Here is an 18441-nt window from a genome sequence, read left to right on the forward strand (position 1 = left end):
AATTAAACATTGCATTCTACTGCAACTAACTTAACCCTTTTCGACCATATAGAAACGTTTCCATTATTTCTTTGTGTTTCCCCTTGCTCAGAGCATACTCCTTCCTTGTATACGCTGTCAAACATTTTTTATTTTCAAATAACAAGTAATAAATTTACATTTAACTGAGCATAATATATAAAAAGCCGGTTTTTTTATAGATAATTGACTTTTTTCCGTCAAAAGTCTACACTCGAAATGTATCGCCTATGGAAACGTTTCTATTTATTCTTTACATGGACATGTCAGCCCTTTTTTGTGACATCTGATGATGAATTCCCCCGTTCTGATCGATTTCATGTCCTAAAACAAGCACTGGAAAGCGAGGCTCGATATGATATTCAAACAACAAATGAACATGATTACCTTAACCCGGGATGACCTGTCGTATACATTCCTGCCTACAGGAGATATTTTTGAATTCACGCAGGGCTCCACTCTTATTAATCTGTTCCAGGGTAATCCGGCAGACGGCTCTTCCAATAATATCTATCTGCGCGTATATACGGAGCAAGGAATCCAGAGCTATCCGCTGCTGGGTATTACGTCGGGCTCCAAGCTGTCCCGTACAGATGACAAACTGATTTTTGAAGGTTCTATAGAAGCAATCAGCTACCGCGTTACCTTCGCACCGGCCAAGGACGGCATCTGGTTCTGGCAGCTTCAGCTCTCCGGCAACGGTGAGACTGTAGATGTAGTGTATGGCCAGGATGTGGGTATTGCTGACAAAGGCGGCATTCTCGCCAATGAGCTGTACATGAGCCAATATCTGGATCACAGCATCTGGGAAGGCCCGCAGGGCTACGCTGTATGCTCGCGCCAGAACCAGCCGCAGGGAACGGACTTCCCTTATCTCCAGCAGGGTGTAGTCGGTTCACGGGCTGTAGGCTATTCCACAGATGGTATGCAGTTCTTCGGCATTTCCTATAAAGGAAGCTATGTACCGGAGGCGCTGAACGGCAATCTGCAGAACCGTAATTATCAATACGAGCTGGCTTATACTGCACTCCAGACCGAGAAGATGGTCCTGTCGGCTCCGGCTGAGTTCGCCTTCTACGGCCTGTTCCGTCCGAATCATCCGGCTGCAGTTACAGAGCTTGAATTCCAGGCTGAGCTGCAGGCAGCTTATGCAGAGATCGACTGGAACGGCAAGGATGCCGTGCCAAGCCGGGATGTTCCTGCACTGAGTGACGATATCGGCAAGCCTTATGTCTCCCCACAGTGGTCACAGGCCGAGATTGATGCCGCCTTCCCTAACCGGAAGCTTGAGGAGACCCAGAACGGCCAGTTGCTGTCCTTCTTCACAGACGGGCATGTCCATGTGGTGCTGCAGCCTAAGGAGCTGCTGGTGGAACGTCCGCATGGCCATATCATCACCTCGCTGCTGGGCGACAAGCAGGTAGATAACAACCTGATCTCCTCCACTAACTATATGTACGGTCTTTTCAACGGTCAGACCGTGGTGGGGAATACCTCTTTCCATAAAGGGCTCTCCACGCCGCGCGGCCTGCTGAACATTCAGCACAATAGCGGTCAGCGGATCTATGTCCGCATGGACGGGGTTTACCGGATTCTTACGCTGCCGGCGGCTTACGAGATGGGCGTGAATTTTGCGAAATGGCATTATCAGCTTGAAGACGATGTGTTGACCGTGACTTCGATCGCAGCAGCAGGCCAGCCGGATGTCGCACTTCAGGTACAGTCGAAGCTGGGCAGATCCTATGATTATCTGATCACGAACCAGCTGGTTATGGGCGAGCATGAATTCCGGCACCCGGTAAGAGTGGAGTCCAAGGATGGCATCCTGCAGATTCTTCCCGATGAGGCATCTGTTCACAAACTTCCATATCCCGGCCTCCATTTCGATATCCAGTTGCCGGGAACCGCATATACGTACAGTGATGACCGGGTGTTCTATGCGGACAAACAGCCGCGCAACGGTACACTGCTGACAATTTCTGTTACACAGTCAGGTGGCTTCCAGCTAGTAATACAGGGCAGACTTACAACATCGGATGTTCTTCCGCTAGTGTCGCCTTACACCCAGGAGAAGGAGCAGGCTCTGTTCCATGAGTTCTACTCGTCGTTCATTTCCGGCTTCCAGCTCCAGATTGACGGCACAGAGCAGTCACGGATCGACATTCTGAATGAGACCGCATGGTGGTACACCCATAACGCAATGACTCACTTCATCATGCCGCATGGCCTTGAGCAGCCGGGCGGAGCAGCCTGGGGCACACGCGATGTCTGCCAGGGGCCAATGGAATACTTCCTGATGACCCAGCATTATGAGCTGGCCCGCAGCGTTCTGCTGAAGATCTATTCGCATCAGCTGTGGGAGAGCAAGGAATGGCCGCAATGGTTCATGTTCGACCAGCATCCGGTCCAGGCCCATGAATGGCATGGCGACGTAGTGCTCTGGCCGCTGAAATGCATCAGCGATTACATCATGGCCACCGGAGACTACGCGATTCTTAACGAAGAAATCGGCTATCACCATCTAGCGGATGCTCAGCCAAGCCAGCAGACCGAAACGGTCCTCGAACATGTGAAGGCTGCAGTAGAGACCATCCGTGAACGCTTCGTACCGGGTACGTCTCTGATCAACTATGCCGGCGGCGACTGGGATGACACCCTGCAGCCAGCCAATGAAGCCCTCAAGACCAAGCTGGTCAGCGCATGGACGGTCGCACTCGCCTTCCAGGTGATCCGCAACCTGTCCCAGGTGACTTCGGCGGACTCTGAATTCTCTGCCAGCCTGGCGGCTATGGCCGAAGACATGAAGGAATCATTCCGTACGCTCCTGATCAAGGATGGAGTCATTGCCGGCTTCGCTTACTTCCAGGAGGACGGCAGCATTGATTATATGCTTCACCCGCTGGATACAGAGACCGGCATTCATTACCGGTTACTGCCGATGACACGCAGCATTATTGCCGAGCTGGTCACTCCGCAGCAGGCGGCAGAGAACCTGCGCCTGATCGACGAACACCTGAACTGCCCGGATGGCGTGCGCCTGATGGACCGTCCTGCCCGCTATGAAGGCGGCGTAAGCACCATCTTCCGCCGTGCGGAGCAAGCAGCCAGCGTCGGCCGTGAGATCAGCCTGCAATATGTACATGCCCATATCCGCTATATTGAAGCTTCCGCCAAGCTGGGCGAAGCGAAGCGTGCCTGGGACGGCCTGTTCCAGATCAACCCGATCAACATCCGGCAGAGCGTGCCTAATGCCCAGCTGCGCCAGAGTAACATGTACTTCAGCAGCTCGGACGGCGACTTCCCTGACCGTTACAGCTATCAGGAGAACTTCGACCAGCTGCGTGACGGCAGCGTAGAGGTGAAGGGCGGCTGGCGGCTGTACTCCAGCGGTCCCGGGATCTATCTTAATCAGCTGATCTCAGCCGTTCTGGGTATCCGCTTCAGTGAAGAAGAGCTGATTATCGATCCGGTCCTTCCGGCCAGCCTTGACGGCCTGCGCTTCACTTATGAGTGCTTCGGCAAGAAGATGACCTTCGTCTATCACATTAGCGCAGGTGAAGCCCGCACCCCGGAAGTGCAGGCAGCAGGCGTTGCTGTTACCGGTCAGGTACTACCGAATCCATACCGCCCGGGCGCGGTAAGCATTGCCAAGAATCACCTGCTGAGCCTGCCCGGCGATGAGCTGCATATCTATATCACACAATAACTTTCAGTACGCTTACGAAGGAGTTAGCCATGACTAAACCGTTTATCCAGGATCTCGTGAACGATATGACACTAGACGAGAAGTTAGCCCAGCTTACCCAGCTTGGTCCATACTATTGGGGTCTGGATGATACCGTGGATTTGACGGGTCCATTCAAAGAGCTTAATATCGAGCCGCAGGTGATCAAAAGCATCGGAAGCGTTCTGAACGGCATCGGCGCACGGAATGTCATTGAGCTGCAGACCCGGCATCTGGAATCCAGCCGCCTGAAGATCCCGCTGATCTTCATGGCCGATGTCATTCACGGCTACCGGACCATTCTGCCGATTCCGCTCGCCATGGGCTGTTCTTTCGATCTTGATGCCTGTGAGCAGTTCGCTGAGGTAGCCGCGCGGGAGAGCGCTGCCGCCGGCATTCACCTCACCTTCTCTCCGATGACCGACCTCGTGCGCGATCCGCGCTGGGGCCGGGTCATGGAGACCTCCGGTGAGGACCCTTACCTGAACGCACGGGTGACCGAGAGCATGGTCCGGGGCTACCAGGGCAAGGACCTGAAGGAGCCGGGGCGGATCGCTGCCTGCGTGAAGCATTTCGCCGGCTACGGCGCGCCTGAAGGCGGCCGTGAATATAACACGGTGGACATGTCCACCGGCGTGCTCCGCGAGTTCTATCTGCCAGCCTACAAGGCGGCAGTAGATGCCGGTGTCGCTATGGTGATGGCTGCGTTCAATACCATTGACCGCATTCCGTCCAGCGGCAACAGCAAGCTCCTGCGCGGTATTCTCCGCGAGGAATGGGGCTTCGACGGCGTAACCATCGCCGATTTCAACTCCGTGAACGAGCTGGTGCCCCACGGCGCAGCGCAAGACGGACGTGAAGCTGCCCTGAAGAGCCTGGTAGCGGGACTGGATATCGAGATGATGTCCACCCACTATCTGAACCACGCTGCCTCGCTTATTGAGGAAGGGCTGCTCGACCTCCGTCTGATCGACGAAGCGGTTACCCGGGTACTGGAGCTTAAGGACGCCCTAGGCTTGTTCGACAATCCGTTCAAGGATGCCGACCCTGTAGCTGACGAAGCTGATAAGCCAAGTCCTGAGCACCTTCAGGCGGCACGCGAGATGGGCGCCCGCTCGATCGTTCTGCTGAAGAACGAAGGCGGAGTCCTGCCGCTTAAGCGCGGCATGAAGATCGGCCTCGCCGGTCCCTTCGCTACCTCAATCAATGTTCTTGGCGGCTGGGCCGGTACTGAGAAAGACCCGGCGGTCTCCCTCTACACCGGCATCACCGGCAAAATCCCGGCAGCGGACCTGCTCACAGCCATGACCGGCGAGCTGGGAAGTATGCTGGAGGGAGTATTCGATGTGGAGGATGCTTCCGAAGCGGCTTACGAGCAGTTGAAGGACTGCGATGTCATTCTGGCCGCAGTCGGCGAGAATCAGCAGGATACCGGGGAAGGCGGAAGCAAGGCCAGCCTGCGGCTGTCCGCCAATCAGGAGAAGCTGATCCACCGCCTCAAGGCAACCGGCAAGCCGGTGGTCACCATTGTGTTCAGCGGCCGCCCGCTGGAGCTTGCGCCAGTGCTTGAGTCCAGTGACGCGCTGGTACAGGCCTGGTTCCTTGGCACCGAGTCGGGGAATTCCATTGCAGATGTGCTGTTCGGCGATTATAATCCGTCCGGACGCCTCTCCATGAGCTTCCCTTACTCCGTGGGACAGATTCCGGTGTACTATAACGCATATCAGACGGGACGCCCTTATGATCCCCAGTATCCGAATGTACGTTATGTAACCCGGTATCTGGATATTCCGAATGATCCGCTGTTCTGCTTCGGCTACGGCCTGAGCTATTCCGCCTTTGCCTATAGCGGCTTCACGGTAGAAGCTGCGGCAGACGGCAAGGTGCTTGCCTCCATCCAGGTGGAGAACACCTCGGAGGTTACCGGCAAGGAGACGGTTCAGCTCTATATCCGCGATGTTACCGCAAGTGTGGTCCGTCCCGGCAAGGAACTGAAGGGCTTCAAGCAGATTACCCTTGCCCCGCATGAGAAGCAGACGGTATCCTTCGAGATCACCAGAGACATGCTCATGTTCTACGGCCAGGATGATCAGCTCGTGTTCGAGCCTGGAGACTTCGATATCATGCTCGGCGCAAGCTCCAGCGACCATTGCACACAGCGGATCTGGATCGGCTGATCCTTTTAACCAATAGACATAACAAATAGCGCCAATCCTCCACTTCACAAGTGTATGGATTGGCGCTATTTATATTGCATAACTCTACGTTACGCCCCGGTCAGCAGCTCGATATCCAGCCGGGCAAAGGTATCCTTCCATTCCGCAGAGCAGCCGCTGTCGGTCAGAACCATGGAGATATGCTCCAGCGGAGCGATCTGGGCAAAGGTAGTGATGCCGAATTTGGAATGATCCGCGACCAGAATGGATTCCTCGGCCCGTTCCATCATTTTGCGGGAGATGAGGGCTTCCTCCAGGTGGTAGTCGGTGATCCCCTCCGAGAGCGAGATTCCTCCGGCAGAGATGAACGCCTTATTCACCTTGAACTGACCCAGCAGATCATGGGCGGTGCCCCCTACTGCTGCCTGATACCCTGCATTCACCTCGCCCCCGGCAAAAATAACCTTCCCCGCAAACTGCTCCAGCGCACAGTTCAGCACAGGAACAGAGTTCGTAATCACCGTCACCTGTCCACGTTCCTTCAGCGCGCGCATAATCTCAAGGGTCGTTGTCCCGTTGTCGAGGATAACCGTCTCGCCATCTTGAATAAGTGAGGCTGCCAGCCTGCCGATGGCCTGCTTGCCCGGCAGATGCATCTGGGCGCGCTTCATGAACGTAGGCTCATGATTCTCCGAGCGGATGCGTACCGCTCCCCCGTACACCTTGCGCAGCCGCCCTTCCTTCTCCAGCCGGTCGAGATCGCGCCGGATCGTCTCCGTCGTCACCCCGAACCGCTCCGCGAGAAAATGCACCTGCACCTTCCCCTCAAGCTCCAGCTGGGCGAGAATCGTGTGCTTGCGTTCTTCATAGGTCAGCGACATCCAAGCTTCCTCCTATCGTTGTGGATTTTATATAGATTGTACTTTTATTTTTTCTATGTTGGGATTGGCCGTGACACCAGAGAATAGTTGCCCCTCCAGCCGCTGTTGTCCCAGATTCCCTTGATTCAGCCACTTCTTGCGGGAGAAATCCGGTGACGGCTGCTGCACGAAGGTAATCCGGCCCGATGTATGCGAAAAACAGCATACATTCTGCTTGCGCGAAGGTAACCAGGACCAATATATGCGAAAAACAGCATACATTCTGCTTGCGCGAAAGTAACCAGGACCAATATATGCGAAAAACAGCATATATTCTGCTTACGAGAAGGTATCAGGACCAATGTATGCGAAAAACAGCATACATTCTGCTTACGCGAAAGTAACCAGGACCAATGTATGCGAAAAACAGCATACATTCTGCTGCACGAACTAGTAGAGCATCAGAATAAAACCCAAAATCTAACGGACCGGAGAGATCTTATCCCCGCGAAAACGCCACTTTTTGCGGCTTAACGGACCCAGTGGACCTTATAGTCTCTCTATGAGACGTTTCGGAGTTGAAGTGCAAAGGATAAGGCCTGTGGAGTCCGTTACTCGCCCAATTGGCGACTTTCTTCCCAAATAAGAGCACCTCAGTCCGGTACGCTAAGCCAAACGCCCCTGAAGAACAAGGCCCGCTTGGAAGATGTAATTTGAAGGGGTATTGCGTCTGCTCCACTATTTTAAAATACGATAAGGTACTAGTTAGTAAACTCAAATGTATGTTGGGTATCTCTAGTCAAAATGTTGTTTTTAGTTTATTGATGTTGTTTTCACCAGTATATGAATCTGAATTCCACTTGTCAATGCGAGACCCCTGCCACAGAAATATCCTTGGTAGCTATGTAGGTCTAGCACACATTGTACTTCATACAGCAGATTACTCCAAAATCGTCCGAAAAATGGCCTCTGCTGCACTTTGTACACTAGAATTCTGCTAAGAGGAGGTTTTGAAGCTATATTAGTGAAATCTAATGTATGAACTACAGCAGAATGAGCTTTTGCCTAATATCGTGCTAATTCTATTGCAGAGAATACAACCAGCACGAAATGAAGCTTGACAGAATAACCATCCGAGCCTAAAATCAACATGAAACAACATGAAGAAAGATAAATCAACAACACTCCCGTAAGTGACAAGAGAGGGGATTTCCCGCATGAACAGTAAATTATCATTTCGGCCAGACGGCACCTTCACCATTGCACAGTTCACCGACCTCCACTGGATGGATGGAAGAGCAGAGGATCAGCAGACCCGGGAGCTGATGGAGCTGGTGCTGAAGGCGGAGCAGCCGGACCTGGTTATTTTCACAGGAGATACGATCTATACGGGTCCGGTCCGTGAAGGCGAGCTGCCTTGCCAGGACCCCAAGCAGGCCTTCCGCGATGCAGTGGCTGCTGTAGTGAATTCCGGTGTGCCTTGGGCGTTCGTATTCGGTAACCATGACACGGAGAACGGAGTGACCTACAGCGAGCTGATGGAGATTGCGCAGGAGTCTCCGTACTGTCTGGCTGAGGCTGGTCCGGCGGAGCTTGCCGGTTCAAGCAATTACGTCCTGGAGATTGAGGGCGCGGGCAATCATGCGGGAGCCATCCTCTATATGCTCGATACAGGTGCCTACTCTCCGCTGGAGCAGATTCCCGGGTATAGCTGGGTCCGGCGCAACCAGATGGATTGGCTGGCAGAGCAGTCTGCGCGGCTGAATCCCGGAGAAGGTCAGGCGAAGCGGCAAGCACTGGCGTTCTTCCATATCCCGCTGCCCGAATATGACGAGATGTGGAACACCCAGGTCTGCTACGGACATAAGTATGAACGGGTCTGCGCTCCGGTTCTGAATTCAGGGTTATTCGCTACGCTCGTAGAGATGGGCGATGTGGCAGGCACTTTTTGCGGACATGACCATATCAATGATTTCACCGGCACACTGCATGGCATCCGCCTCAGCTATGGCCGGGCAACCGGCTATAATACCTACGGGCACGACAACCTCAAGCGGGGCGCGCGCATCATCCGTCTAGAGCAGGACCATCCGTCCTTCGACACCTGGCTCCGTCTGGCAGACGGCTCCCGGTGCACTGAACAGCCTGCCCATACGCCTCTCTCTGCTGCCGATTCACAACACTAACTACTTCCTGAGGGGTTGACTATCCATGCTGCTGCCAATTCTTTTGGTGCTGGCTTCCGGAATGTGCCACGCGGTGTGGAGCATGTTCACCAAAAGAAGCCTGAATAAAAGTATCTTCCTGTGGTTGATCATGATGGTCTCCACGGTGCTGCTGCTGCCGGTCCTGCTGATCGAGCTGTGGACACAGCCGCTGGCCGCCGGTGCTTACGCCCTGCTGCTGCTGTCTGTGGCGCTGCAGGCCTTATATTCCTGGCTGTTATCCATAACCTATGAGATGGGCGACCTGTCCCAGATCTACCCGGTGATGCGGGGGACAAGCACGCTGCTTATTCCGCTGATCGGCGTTATTTTCCTGAAGGAATCCTTGTCTGTCTACGGCTGGATCGGGATCTGCTGCATGCTAGGCGGCTTCGCTGTCCTCAGCGGAATCGGCGCAAGAAGAAGCCTCCCGGCTTCCTCCGCCCCCGGCACCCCCTTAGGCTACTATACACCGGTACTCATGGCCCTCTGCGTAGGATTATGCACCACCTGCTACGTATTCGTCGATAAGCTGAACCTTCAGCATATGTCGCCGCTCGCGCTGCTTGAGGTGACCAATATCGGCTTCGTTGCCGGACTGACCCCTGCGGTCCTGAGATCGCGGAAGCTGCTCGAAGAGTGGCGCCGCAACAAGTTCACCATTCTGCTGGGCAGCGTGCTGAATCCGGGCTCCTATCTGCTGTTCCTGTTCGCACTTCAGCAGGCGCCGCTCGCCCATATCAGCCCGCTGCGGGAGATCGGTACGATATTCGCTACTCTCCTCGGCGTGCTTCTCTTGAAGGAGCGTCAGGGCCTGCGGCGGATGATATGCTCGGTTGTCATTTTCTGCGGCATTCTGCTAATTGGCATTTGGGGGTAAGCAGGATAAGGATCACAGATGTCGAATTGAAACCGTATGATGAAGATAACCTCGATGAGTACACACCTAATGAAGACAAAAGCCAGATTCAATCCCAAGCATGCTCTTTTGCTGCTTCTCTATCTAACCATTCTGATCAGTCTGCGCTATCTGTGGTTCAATGCCAATACAGCGTCTGAGCATCCCGAGGCACAGCAAGGGGTACTGGATATGCGGGGCTGGGACTTCGGGCATTCCCCGTCCATTCAGCTGGATGGAGAATGGGAGTTCTATCCCGGTGAATTCCTGGGCTATGAGGATTCCGCCCTACTTGCTGCGGACACGCCGCAAGTTGTCAAGGTTCCCGGTGACTGGAGCAGCGGATTCCCGGAAGGGGCGCAATCCTCTCTGGGCTATGGTACATACAGGCTGCGGATTCTGGTAGATCCGTCACAGACCGAGCCTTACGGCTTCTGGATTCAGCGGATTCAAGCCGCCTCCAGCATTGATATTAACGGGCAGAGAGAGACCAGCTTCGGGAAGCTGTCCACGGATAGCGGGGACTACATCCCTAAGGCGGTCTCTTACACCGCAGCCTACGAGAATCCAGGAAGACAGGAGATTGTTCTCCTGGTCCGGGCAGCTAACTACGACCATCCGCTGGAGGGCGGGATTGTGAGGTCGATCCGTTTCGGCTCCCAAGCCGCGGTGGATAGCGAACGGATGTATTCACTCGGCTTCCAGCTGGTGGCGTTCATGATCATGCTGCTGCATGCGCTGTATGCGGGGATTTTATTCTTTTTTAACCGGCGGCAGCGGTCATTCCTGCTCTTCTTCCTCCTGCTGCTGGCAGTAGCAACGACCATTGTAGCCGATAACGATACGATCCTGCTGCTCTGGTTCCCTATTAACTATACCTGGGCGCTGAAGCTCAAACTGCTGGCCTATCCTGCGTTATCGCTGTTCATGCTGCTGCTGACACGCAGCTTCTCTGCCTACGAGCGTCCTGGCTGGCTGTTCAAAATCTATCTGCTGGTTCTGCTGCTCTATACCGCCTATGTTCTGATCTTACCGGCACATTACGTGGTCTATGCCAGACCCTTCTTCTCCGTCCTCTACCTGCTTCCGGTAGTCGGAGTCATCTATTCTATCGGACGGATGGTCATGCGGCAGGAGCAGGATTCCTTCTTCCTGCTGTTTGCCGCCGCCGCCATCGGCTCCAGCGTCATTGGCGGGGCCATGGAGTCGAATGCCAAAGGCAGTATCCTGTATTATCCTATAGATGTCATTGCCGCCATTATCGGCTTCTCCTCCTACTGGTTCAAGCGGTACTTCCGCAATGCAGAGGAGAACCGCCTGCTCAACCAGCAGCTCAAGGAGAGCGACCAGAAGAAAGACCAGTTCCTGGCGAATACCTCCCATGAGCTGCGGACACCGCTGCACGGCATCATCAGCATTGCCCAGACCGTAGCCTCCAAGGAACAAGCTTCGCTGGACGAACAAAGCTATAAGGATCTGGAGCTGCTCATTACCATCAGCCGCAGAATGTCCCTGATGCTTAACGATCTGCTCGATGTGACCCGTCTGGAGGAGAAGCGGATTATTCTCCAGCGGGAGCCGCTAACCATGGGTTCACTGGTCTCAGGCGTGCTGGGAATGTTCGAATTCATGATCGAAGGCAAACGGCTCCAGCTGCGTAATGAGCTTCCCGCTTCATTGCCGCCGGTCTGGGGGGATGAGAAGCGGATTGTACAGATCCTCTATAACCTGCTGCACAATGCCATCAAGTACACGCAGACCGGAACGGTCACCGTATCCGCTGCAGCCGACGGCAAGCTTGCATGGATCAGCGTAGCTGATACCGGAGCAGGGATCGACAAGGAGACGCAGACGCGGATCTTCTCGCCTTATGAGCAAGGCAGCAAAGGCATCATTGACGGCGGCGGCATCGGTCTCGGCTTAAGCATCAGCAAGCAGCTGACCGAGCTGCACGGAGGAGACCTCACGGTTGATTCAGAGCCGGGTAAAGGCTCGGTGTTCACCTTCACCCTTCCGCTGGCATCCTCTGCCGTGGCCCGGGAGATGACGGATCAGGAATCAGCCGCCGCAAGGCAGCCGGACCACCCGGATCTGAAGGGACTGCTGCTTGAGGAAGGCCGGCTGTTATTACAGCAGGCGGATATCCGCAATCTCACAGTCCCTATAGAGTTAACGGCTCCGCCGCAGATACAGGATGCCTCGCAGTCGGCCAAGTCTCTGATCCTGGCTGTCGATGATGATCCGGTCAATCTGAAGGTGCTCTCCAGCATGCTCTCGGCAGAGCATTATCAATTGGTCACCGCCACCAGCGCCGGGGAAGCCTTGGAGCTGCTTGGCACCGAGCCGTGGGATCTGCTGATCGCCGATGTGATGATGCCATACATGTCCGGCTATGAATTAACACGGATCGTCCGGCAGCGCTTCTCCCTCTCGGAGCTGCCGATCCTGCTGCTCACCGCCCGCAACCAGCCAGCGGACATCTATACCGGCTTCCTGGCCGGGGCCAACGATTATGTCGCCAAGCCGGTGGACGCACTGGAGCTGAAGTACCGGGTCCGCTCGCTGACCGGACTGAAGCAGTCCATCAACCAGAGCCTGCGGATGGAGGCAGCTTACCTGCAGGCACAGATTCAGCCGCACTTCCTGTTCAACACGCTGAACGCGCTGATGGCGCTGAGTGAATTCGACCAGCCGAAGATGCGCGATCTCGGAGAAGCCTTCTCCTCCTACCTGCGCATCAGCTTCGATTATATGAATTCGCAGCAGCTCGTTGGACTCTCCCATGAGCTGGAGCTGGTAGAATCCTATCTCTTCATTGAGAAGGCGCGCTTCGAGGAACGTCTACAGATCGAATGGGAGGTTGATCCGGGCATCGAGCTGCTGCTTCCTCCGCTCACCCTTCAGCCCTTAGTTGAAAATGCCGTCAGACACGGCCTGCTGAGCCGCAAAGCCGGAGGCAAGCTCCAGATCCGCATTCACCGCCAGGAGGGATACACCTCCTTCGAGGTGGAGGATAACGGCAAGGGCATGAGCGAGGAACAGGTGGCCCGTCTGCTCGACGACACCTTCCAGGCCCACCGCGGCATCGGCCTGCTGAACACCAACCGGCGCCTGACCCAGCTCTACGGCGAAGGCCTCGTCATCCGCAGCCAGCCCGGGGCTGGCACTACAGTATCCTTTGTGATTCCTGAGCGGAGGCGGGAGTGATCCTGTAGTTATACAGCCCAGACTGTCGACCACAACACAAAGCAGCGATTCTCCAATACCGGGAGAACCGCTGCTTTTTTGAGTTTAGATATAATTTAATATTTCAACTGATACAACCGGTAGATCAAGGCAGCCGCCTCTGCTTTACTGGCGGTCTGGGCAGGGCGGAAGCTCTGATCCCCGAAGCCTTCGAACAGATGCATACTCTTGGTCAACGCCACACTGGATGCCGCCCATTTCGATATTTTGGCTCCATCTGTGAAGGCTGCAATCACTGCTGCCGGCTGGGCAACAGCTGATTTACCGTTATACGCTGTAAGTGCACGTGCAAGCATTGTTGCAATCTCTTCACGTGTGATGGTTGCCTCAGGGTCAAAAGCAGCCGGTGATTTGCCGTTAATGATCCCGGCTGCATAAGCCGCAGCAATCTCATCCGCATAAGGATTCGTTGTCTTAATATCCTTGAACGGCAAGATTAGCCCTTCCCCATTCAGCCCGTAAGCTCTGGCGATCATTGCCGCAAATTGCTGGCGGGTAATCTTGTCAAATGGAGCGAATACTCCGCCCTCATCCACGATGCCCTTGGTCAGCAGGTAGTTGATCTCTTTAACTGCCCAGTGATTGGCAGGCACATCTGTGAATGCAGCAGCTCCAAGCATCACCGTGTACTTGCTGAAGTGTCCTCTCGGCGCAGTTACAGTTTGAGTAACAGGATCATATTTACCCCCAACCGCTTCCCAGGTAAGACTCTTCTCATTCAGGACGTACACGGTCAGATTCTCCAGATTCGCCTCTGAATATTTCGAAATATCAATGGCTGACACATCAAAGGTCACATCGATCGGCTTAGCGAAGCTCTTCACCGGCTGGCCGCCAACAGAAGCACTGAATTCCATCACAGGGATGTTAGCCAGCGGTTCTGCCTGGCGGGGTTTGTTAATCACAGCATTCTGTACAACTTCTGCTGCCAGATTAATTTTCTGGCCTGCCTCAACCTTACCGAAGGTATCCGGCTCAATGGTAAATGCCGTCTGGTCCATTTGAATCTTCAATCCGGCAATATCATTCTCCCGCACCAGCGTGAGAATCTCGGATGGAAGTGTGGTATTCAGCTTATGAATACCTTTATCCACCGGAGGTACCTTCACCGTCAGGCTCAGCTTGAGGTCAGCAGCTGTTCCTGCCCCAAGCTTGCTTGTCAGCTCTCCAGCGACTGATGCTAATGCCTTCTTGGCCGTTTCAATCTGTGCGCTGATAAATCCCGAATCCAGCTGTGAAGAGACGGCATTTCCTTCTACACTTACATTTTCTTTGGCAATTGTAACTTCGCCAGCCTTGTTAAGCGCGGCCTGGCTGGAATGAATAACAGCATCCTTCAGCTTCTGAACCTCTTCAGCCGTGATGCCCTGCGCATTGCTCAGCACTGCAGCAGCATTATTAATAAGGGCCTGGGCAACTTCTACTGCCTTGCTGGAGCTATCCAGCTTGTTCAGTAAATAAGGCGCACTTCCTATCAATTGAGTAATTGAACTCACAATCTTCTGTTTCTCTGTGGAATCCTGAATAGTTCCCAGGAGCTGTGCTGCCGTATCCATAGCCTGAGACAGACTCTTACTGTTCTGTTCAGCTTGTTCAGGCGTATTAGCCGATTTGAGTGACTCGGCAATGCTGGACAGCGCATTCTGGGCAGCAGAAGCCTTCTCTGCTGCGGAGCTGGAGGTGTTCTTCAGCAAGTCCTGCAGCTTGTCATTCTGCTGCTGAACGTTCGCGTCAGTCCCTGTTACCGCAGCCGGAGCAGGAGCAGCCGGTGTTGCTGCAGGTCCAGGTTCTCCTGGCCCGCTGCCTCCTGGTGCCGGTGCAGGATTTGGATTCGTACCGGTATTGCCGCCGCTACCTCCATTATCGCTTCCCGGCGGGTTCGGGGCCGGATTAACCACAGTACCCCCAGTCGACTCCAGGATTACTTTTTTGTCCAGGGTATAGGTCTGTCCATCAATAGTCATCGAAGCTTTGATCACATAAGTACCGTCAGCCAAAAGCTTGTTATCTGTATTATCATAAGTAATTGCTCTTAGCGGGTATGCCAGAAAGGCCTCTTTGGATAGCACTTTCCCCGCTTCGTTCTGAATCTCATAAGTAGCCTTGTCCGGGTACAGACTCATGCTGCCACTGCTTGTTCCGCCATTGGCAACCAGAATTTGCGGCTTCTTGATTTGTCCGATGGAGTTGCCTGCCGTATCGACCAGTCCAATCTCAAGCAAGGTCGAACCAGCGGGCCTGATTAATTTACCATTCTGCAACCCCACAATATCCAGCCCTTTCAAGGCCAGTGGTGTAATCTGGGTGAGTGTACCTGCCTGCAGCGTTCCAGGTGCGAAATGAATATCGTATTGGTATTCGATGGCACCCTTGATTTGGTCTACAGATACTACTACATCGCCAGGGGTAATTTGCACCTGATTGGCATTGAACGCATAGCCTTGGAGTGTCGATTGGCCCGGTGTCGTATATTTAACCGCATAGATGGTTCCCGATTCAGGCGCCACCAGCGTAGCCAGCGCGGACGCACTGTCATCCATCGACAAGCTATTGTCTCCTGCACCGATTACAACCTTATCACGGTATACAAAAGTGTCTGACCGGGTATGTGCCAGCATACTGTAGGTTCCTTGAGTTGCGTAGAAATAATTCTCACCTGCAGGATTGTTGTCGATCACATAAGGAATATAATCTGCCCCTGCCAAATCCTGGCGTACCACATACAGCTCATCTGTCGGCTGATCCAATATAACCTTGCTGACTTCCTGAAGCTCTTGTCTGGCGTCCAGCACCAGCGAATAATCCTTGCCGGGTTCTGTGTTAATGGAGCCAAACATGTAGTAACCGTATTTGGCCTCCACTCCGTTATGGCTTCGGTTATATCGCATGAAGTCTACATCTACGGATGAAGGAGAATCTACCACCAGGAATCCCTGCGACCCAGGAGTTCGAATATAAGAATTGACAACGTAAGAAATCCCGTCGCTTCTTTTCACTGTAACCTGGATATTCGCATCATCCAGCGGAACCCCGCCCGCATAGTTGCCGCCTTCAGCCTTATCGAGGCCCCGCACACGGATGACAGCCTGCGATTGCGGATTAATCACCGCTACGTTCACACTTTTAGATAAATAATCAGCTTTCTTAAAGTACAGCTCACCTATATAAACAGCCTTGTCAGCCGGAATGGTGAACGTTCCCTGCTCATCGGTGGTGCCAAGCACCTCCCCATAACCGCTGATTTGCACTCCAGCCACCGGTTGCCCCTGGGCACCCGTATCATGCTGGCGTACAGTAATCATTACCTTCTGCGCCTGGTCAACGGTCAGGTATGGCTTGTCTACCAGATCCACCAGCTTGCCATCATTGTCTCTAATCTCTATATCCAATTCGTTCTTCGGCAGAACCTTCAGCTCGGCCTCACTCAGCAATTCTCCCAGAACATAACCACCATTTTTATAAGTGTTTGGGAATAATTGAACCTTATACGTCCCTGATTTGGCAGGCTTCCAATTCCGCATGTTGATCCGCTGCAGCTTCCCTTCCTGTTCCTCAGTGGACCAATACAGAGATTCATCCGAGATCACTGCGCCGCTCTCATCTGTGATGATCAGCTTATAATTACTGCTGAGATCCAGACGATTCTCATACTCATCTGTCACTTTCACCAGAATATTCACACCCTCACCCAGAACAACCTGATTGCGGATTTCAGCCCCATCATAGTAACTGGAGCCTGGCACCAGGAGACTGATCCCGGCCTTAAAAGTACTGCCGCCACGGATGTTATACTCATCGTCAACCGGAGTGAAATACGAATTCAGTACAAGTTCATTCGGGTTGCTGCTAGAATCCGTACCGCCAAAAGTGGTGTTTGCCGTCAGACGGTGAATTTGTTCGCCCTTAGGTACATACAGATGATCATCTACGGCAAGACCCATACTGATCTGGTTATAGTTATATCTTTCGTTCAGATAAGAAATATTTATTTTACCATGTCCCATCCCCATAGCCGGTATCTGAAGTTGCAGCTTGCTGAAATCCCGGGAATGACCCTCATAGAATATTTCATGTTTTGCTTCGGTTGGCGTAATTTTATTACGGAATAAGATATTGACGCCGGTATCACGATTTCTTGCAAGCGACGTGAATTCATATTCCTTATTCTTCTCCAGATAGATACTTTGCCCGAAAAAGAGCTGAGAACCTCTAGCATCGTCAATCTGTTTGTACCTGGTATTATCAATGAGAGAATAGTTCTCTACATATACAGGCTCACCATCCAAGGAAGCACGGAAGCTAATCCGGCTGTAGTCACTGGCATCCTTGATGATTTCTTTGTGTAGCCCTTCTTCCGTTGCGTACAATGAAGAGGCAGGAATCTGGAACATATAAGCTTCACGGTTCTCAGTAGCTATATAAGCTTTATAGTCTCCAGGCACCTCTCCCGTTCTGAATACCAGCACCGTATATCCCGGCACAGCAAACTGATTCGCCAATCCCCTGAGACCGGAGTTGGTCAGAAACGGCTGGGTGAACAGCTTCCCCTTGGCATCCAGATAACGGACAGCCACCATATACGTACCCGCTTGCTCCCGGTCAGTTACATAGATAGGCTTAGCCTCATACTGTTCGCTTCCCTGCTTAAGCAATACGAACATTACCGGACTATTCATATATAATTGATGATTATCCCTAAGCTGAATCTGTCCGTTCGCATCCGTGGTATAGTTAAAGGACTGATAATTCATCCATACCGCCACAGATCCATTCACAAGCGGAACACCATTATTCAGGATGGTAAGCCTTACATTCTTATCATCGCTGCGGACCTCCGATTGTGTAGCACTTTCATATGTATTGGAATCCTTCGTCATCCGTTCTACAGAGATATCAATGCCCGTAGCTGAAGGCACACGGATGCTCTGTGGAGGTGTCATCACCAGCCCCTGCCCGCCCGTATATTCGGCATGAAGAGAATATTCTTCACCGGCAGCCAGCCCTTCAAAAGAAAGATAATTGTACTCCATAGAAGTATACACTGCATCCAGCACAGTCAGCTTGGCTTCACTTCTCGCCTTCACCTTACTGGCTATCTCCACATCTTCTTTCATAAGTACGAACTTAACCTCATTCAGAACCTTCAGATCGCTATAAGTCACATCTACTACACTATTGACCATAATCTTTTGTGTGCCGTCCGGGAGCCGGTCATTCGAGACTACCCCTGCCCTGAACGAGGCGGCTGATACCTCAGGCACACTGAATAACGATAATAATACAACCAGAACCATGGAAACTGCCGTTCTTAATTTCTGCGAATACATACTTCATC

Annotated in this window: 7 protein-coding genes; 5 read left to right on the top strand and 2 right to left on the bottom strand. The window is 53.1% G+C overall.

Annotated features, from left to right (window positions below; genetic code table 11):
- Positions 1–373: 373 nt before the first annotated feature.
- Both MKX51_RS24205 and bglX read left to right on the top strand, forming a co-directional pair.
- Positions 374–3724: a GH36-type glycosyl hydrolase domain-containing protein gene (locus tag MKX51_RS24205; RefSeq protein WP_340994149.1), complete on the top strand. Its 3351-nt coding sequence runs from the start codon at positions 374–376 to the stop codon at positions 3722–3724.
- A 29-nt stretch (positions 3725–3753) separates the two neighbouring features.
- Positions 3754–5919 (top strand): beta-glucosidase BglX, encoded by a 2166-nt coding sequence (gene bglX, locus MKX51_RS24210; RefSeq protein ID WP_340994150.1) that lies wholly within the window; start codon positions 3754–3756, stop codon positions 5917–5919.
- 89 nt (positions 5920–6008) lie between these two features.
- Here bglX and MKX51_RS24215 read toward each other — a convergent pair whose 3' ends face one another.
- Entirely contained in the window at positions 6009–6779 is a 771-nt protein-coding gene (locus MKX51_RS24215) for a DeoR/GlpR family DNA-binding transcription regulator (protein WP_340938619.1), read from the bottom strand.
- 1196 nt (positions 6780–7975) lie between these two features.
- Between MKX51_RS24215 and MKX51_RS24220 the strand changes: the two genes are divergently transcribed.
- The 3 genes from MKX51_RS24220 (at position 7976) to MKX51_RS24230 (ending at position 13067) form a co-directional block, all read left to right on the top strand.
- Positions 7976–8944 carry a metallophosphoesterase family protein gene (locus MKX51_RS24220; RefSeq protein WP_340994151.1) on the top strand — a complete coding sequence of 323 codons (969 nt, stop codon included), beginning with the start codon at positions 7976–7978 and terminating at the stop codon, positions 8942–8944.
- A gap of 25 nt (positions 8945–8969) precedes the next feature.
- Positions 8970–9842: a DMT family transporter gene (locus tag MKX51_RS24225; protein WP_340994152.1), complete on the top strand. Its 873-nt coding sequence runs from the start codon at positions 8970–8972 to the stop codon at positions 9840–9842.
- 69 nt (positions 9843–9911) lie between these two features.
- Positions 9912–13067: a hybrid sensor histidine kinase/response regulator gene (locus tag MKX51_RS24230; protein WP_340994153.1), complete on the top strand. Its 3156-nt coding sequence runs from the start codon at positions 9912–9914 to the stop codon at positions 13065–13067.
- A gap of 95 nt (positions 13068–13162) precedes the next feature.
- On the opposite strand, the gene MKX51_RS24235 is transcribed toward MKX51_RS24230, so the two are convergent.
- A complete protein-coding gene (locus MKX51_RS24235; protein WP_340994154.1) occupies positions 13163–18433 on the bottom strand; it encodes an S-layer homology domain-containing protein in 5271 nt (1756 codons plus the stop codon).
- Positions 18434–18441: the final 8 nt, after the last annotated feature.

The organism is Paenibacillus sp. FSL M7-0420 (assembly GCF_038002345.1).
Classification (GTDB): Bacteria; Bacillota; Bacilli; order Paenibacillales; family Paenibacillaceae; genus Paenibacillus_AQ.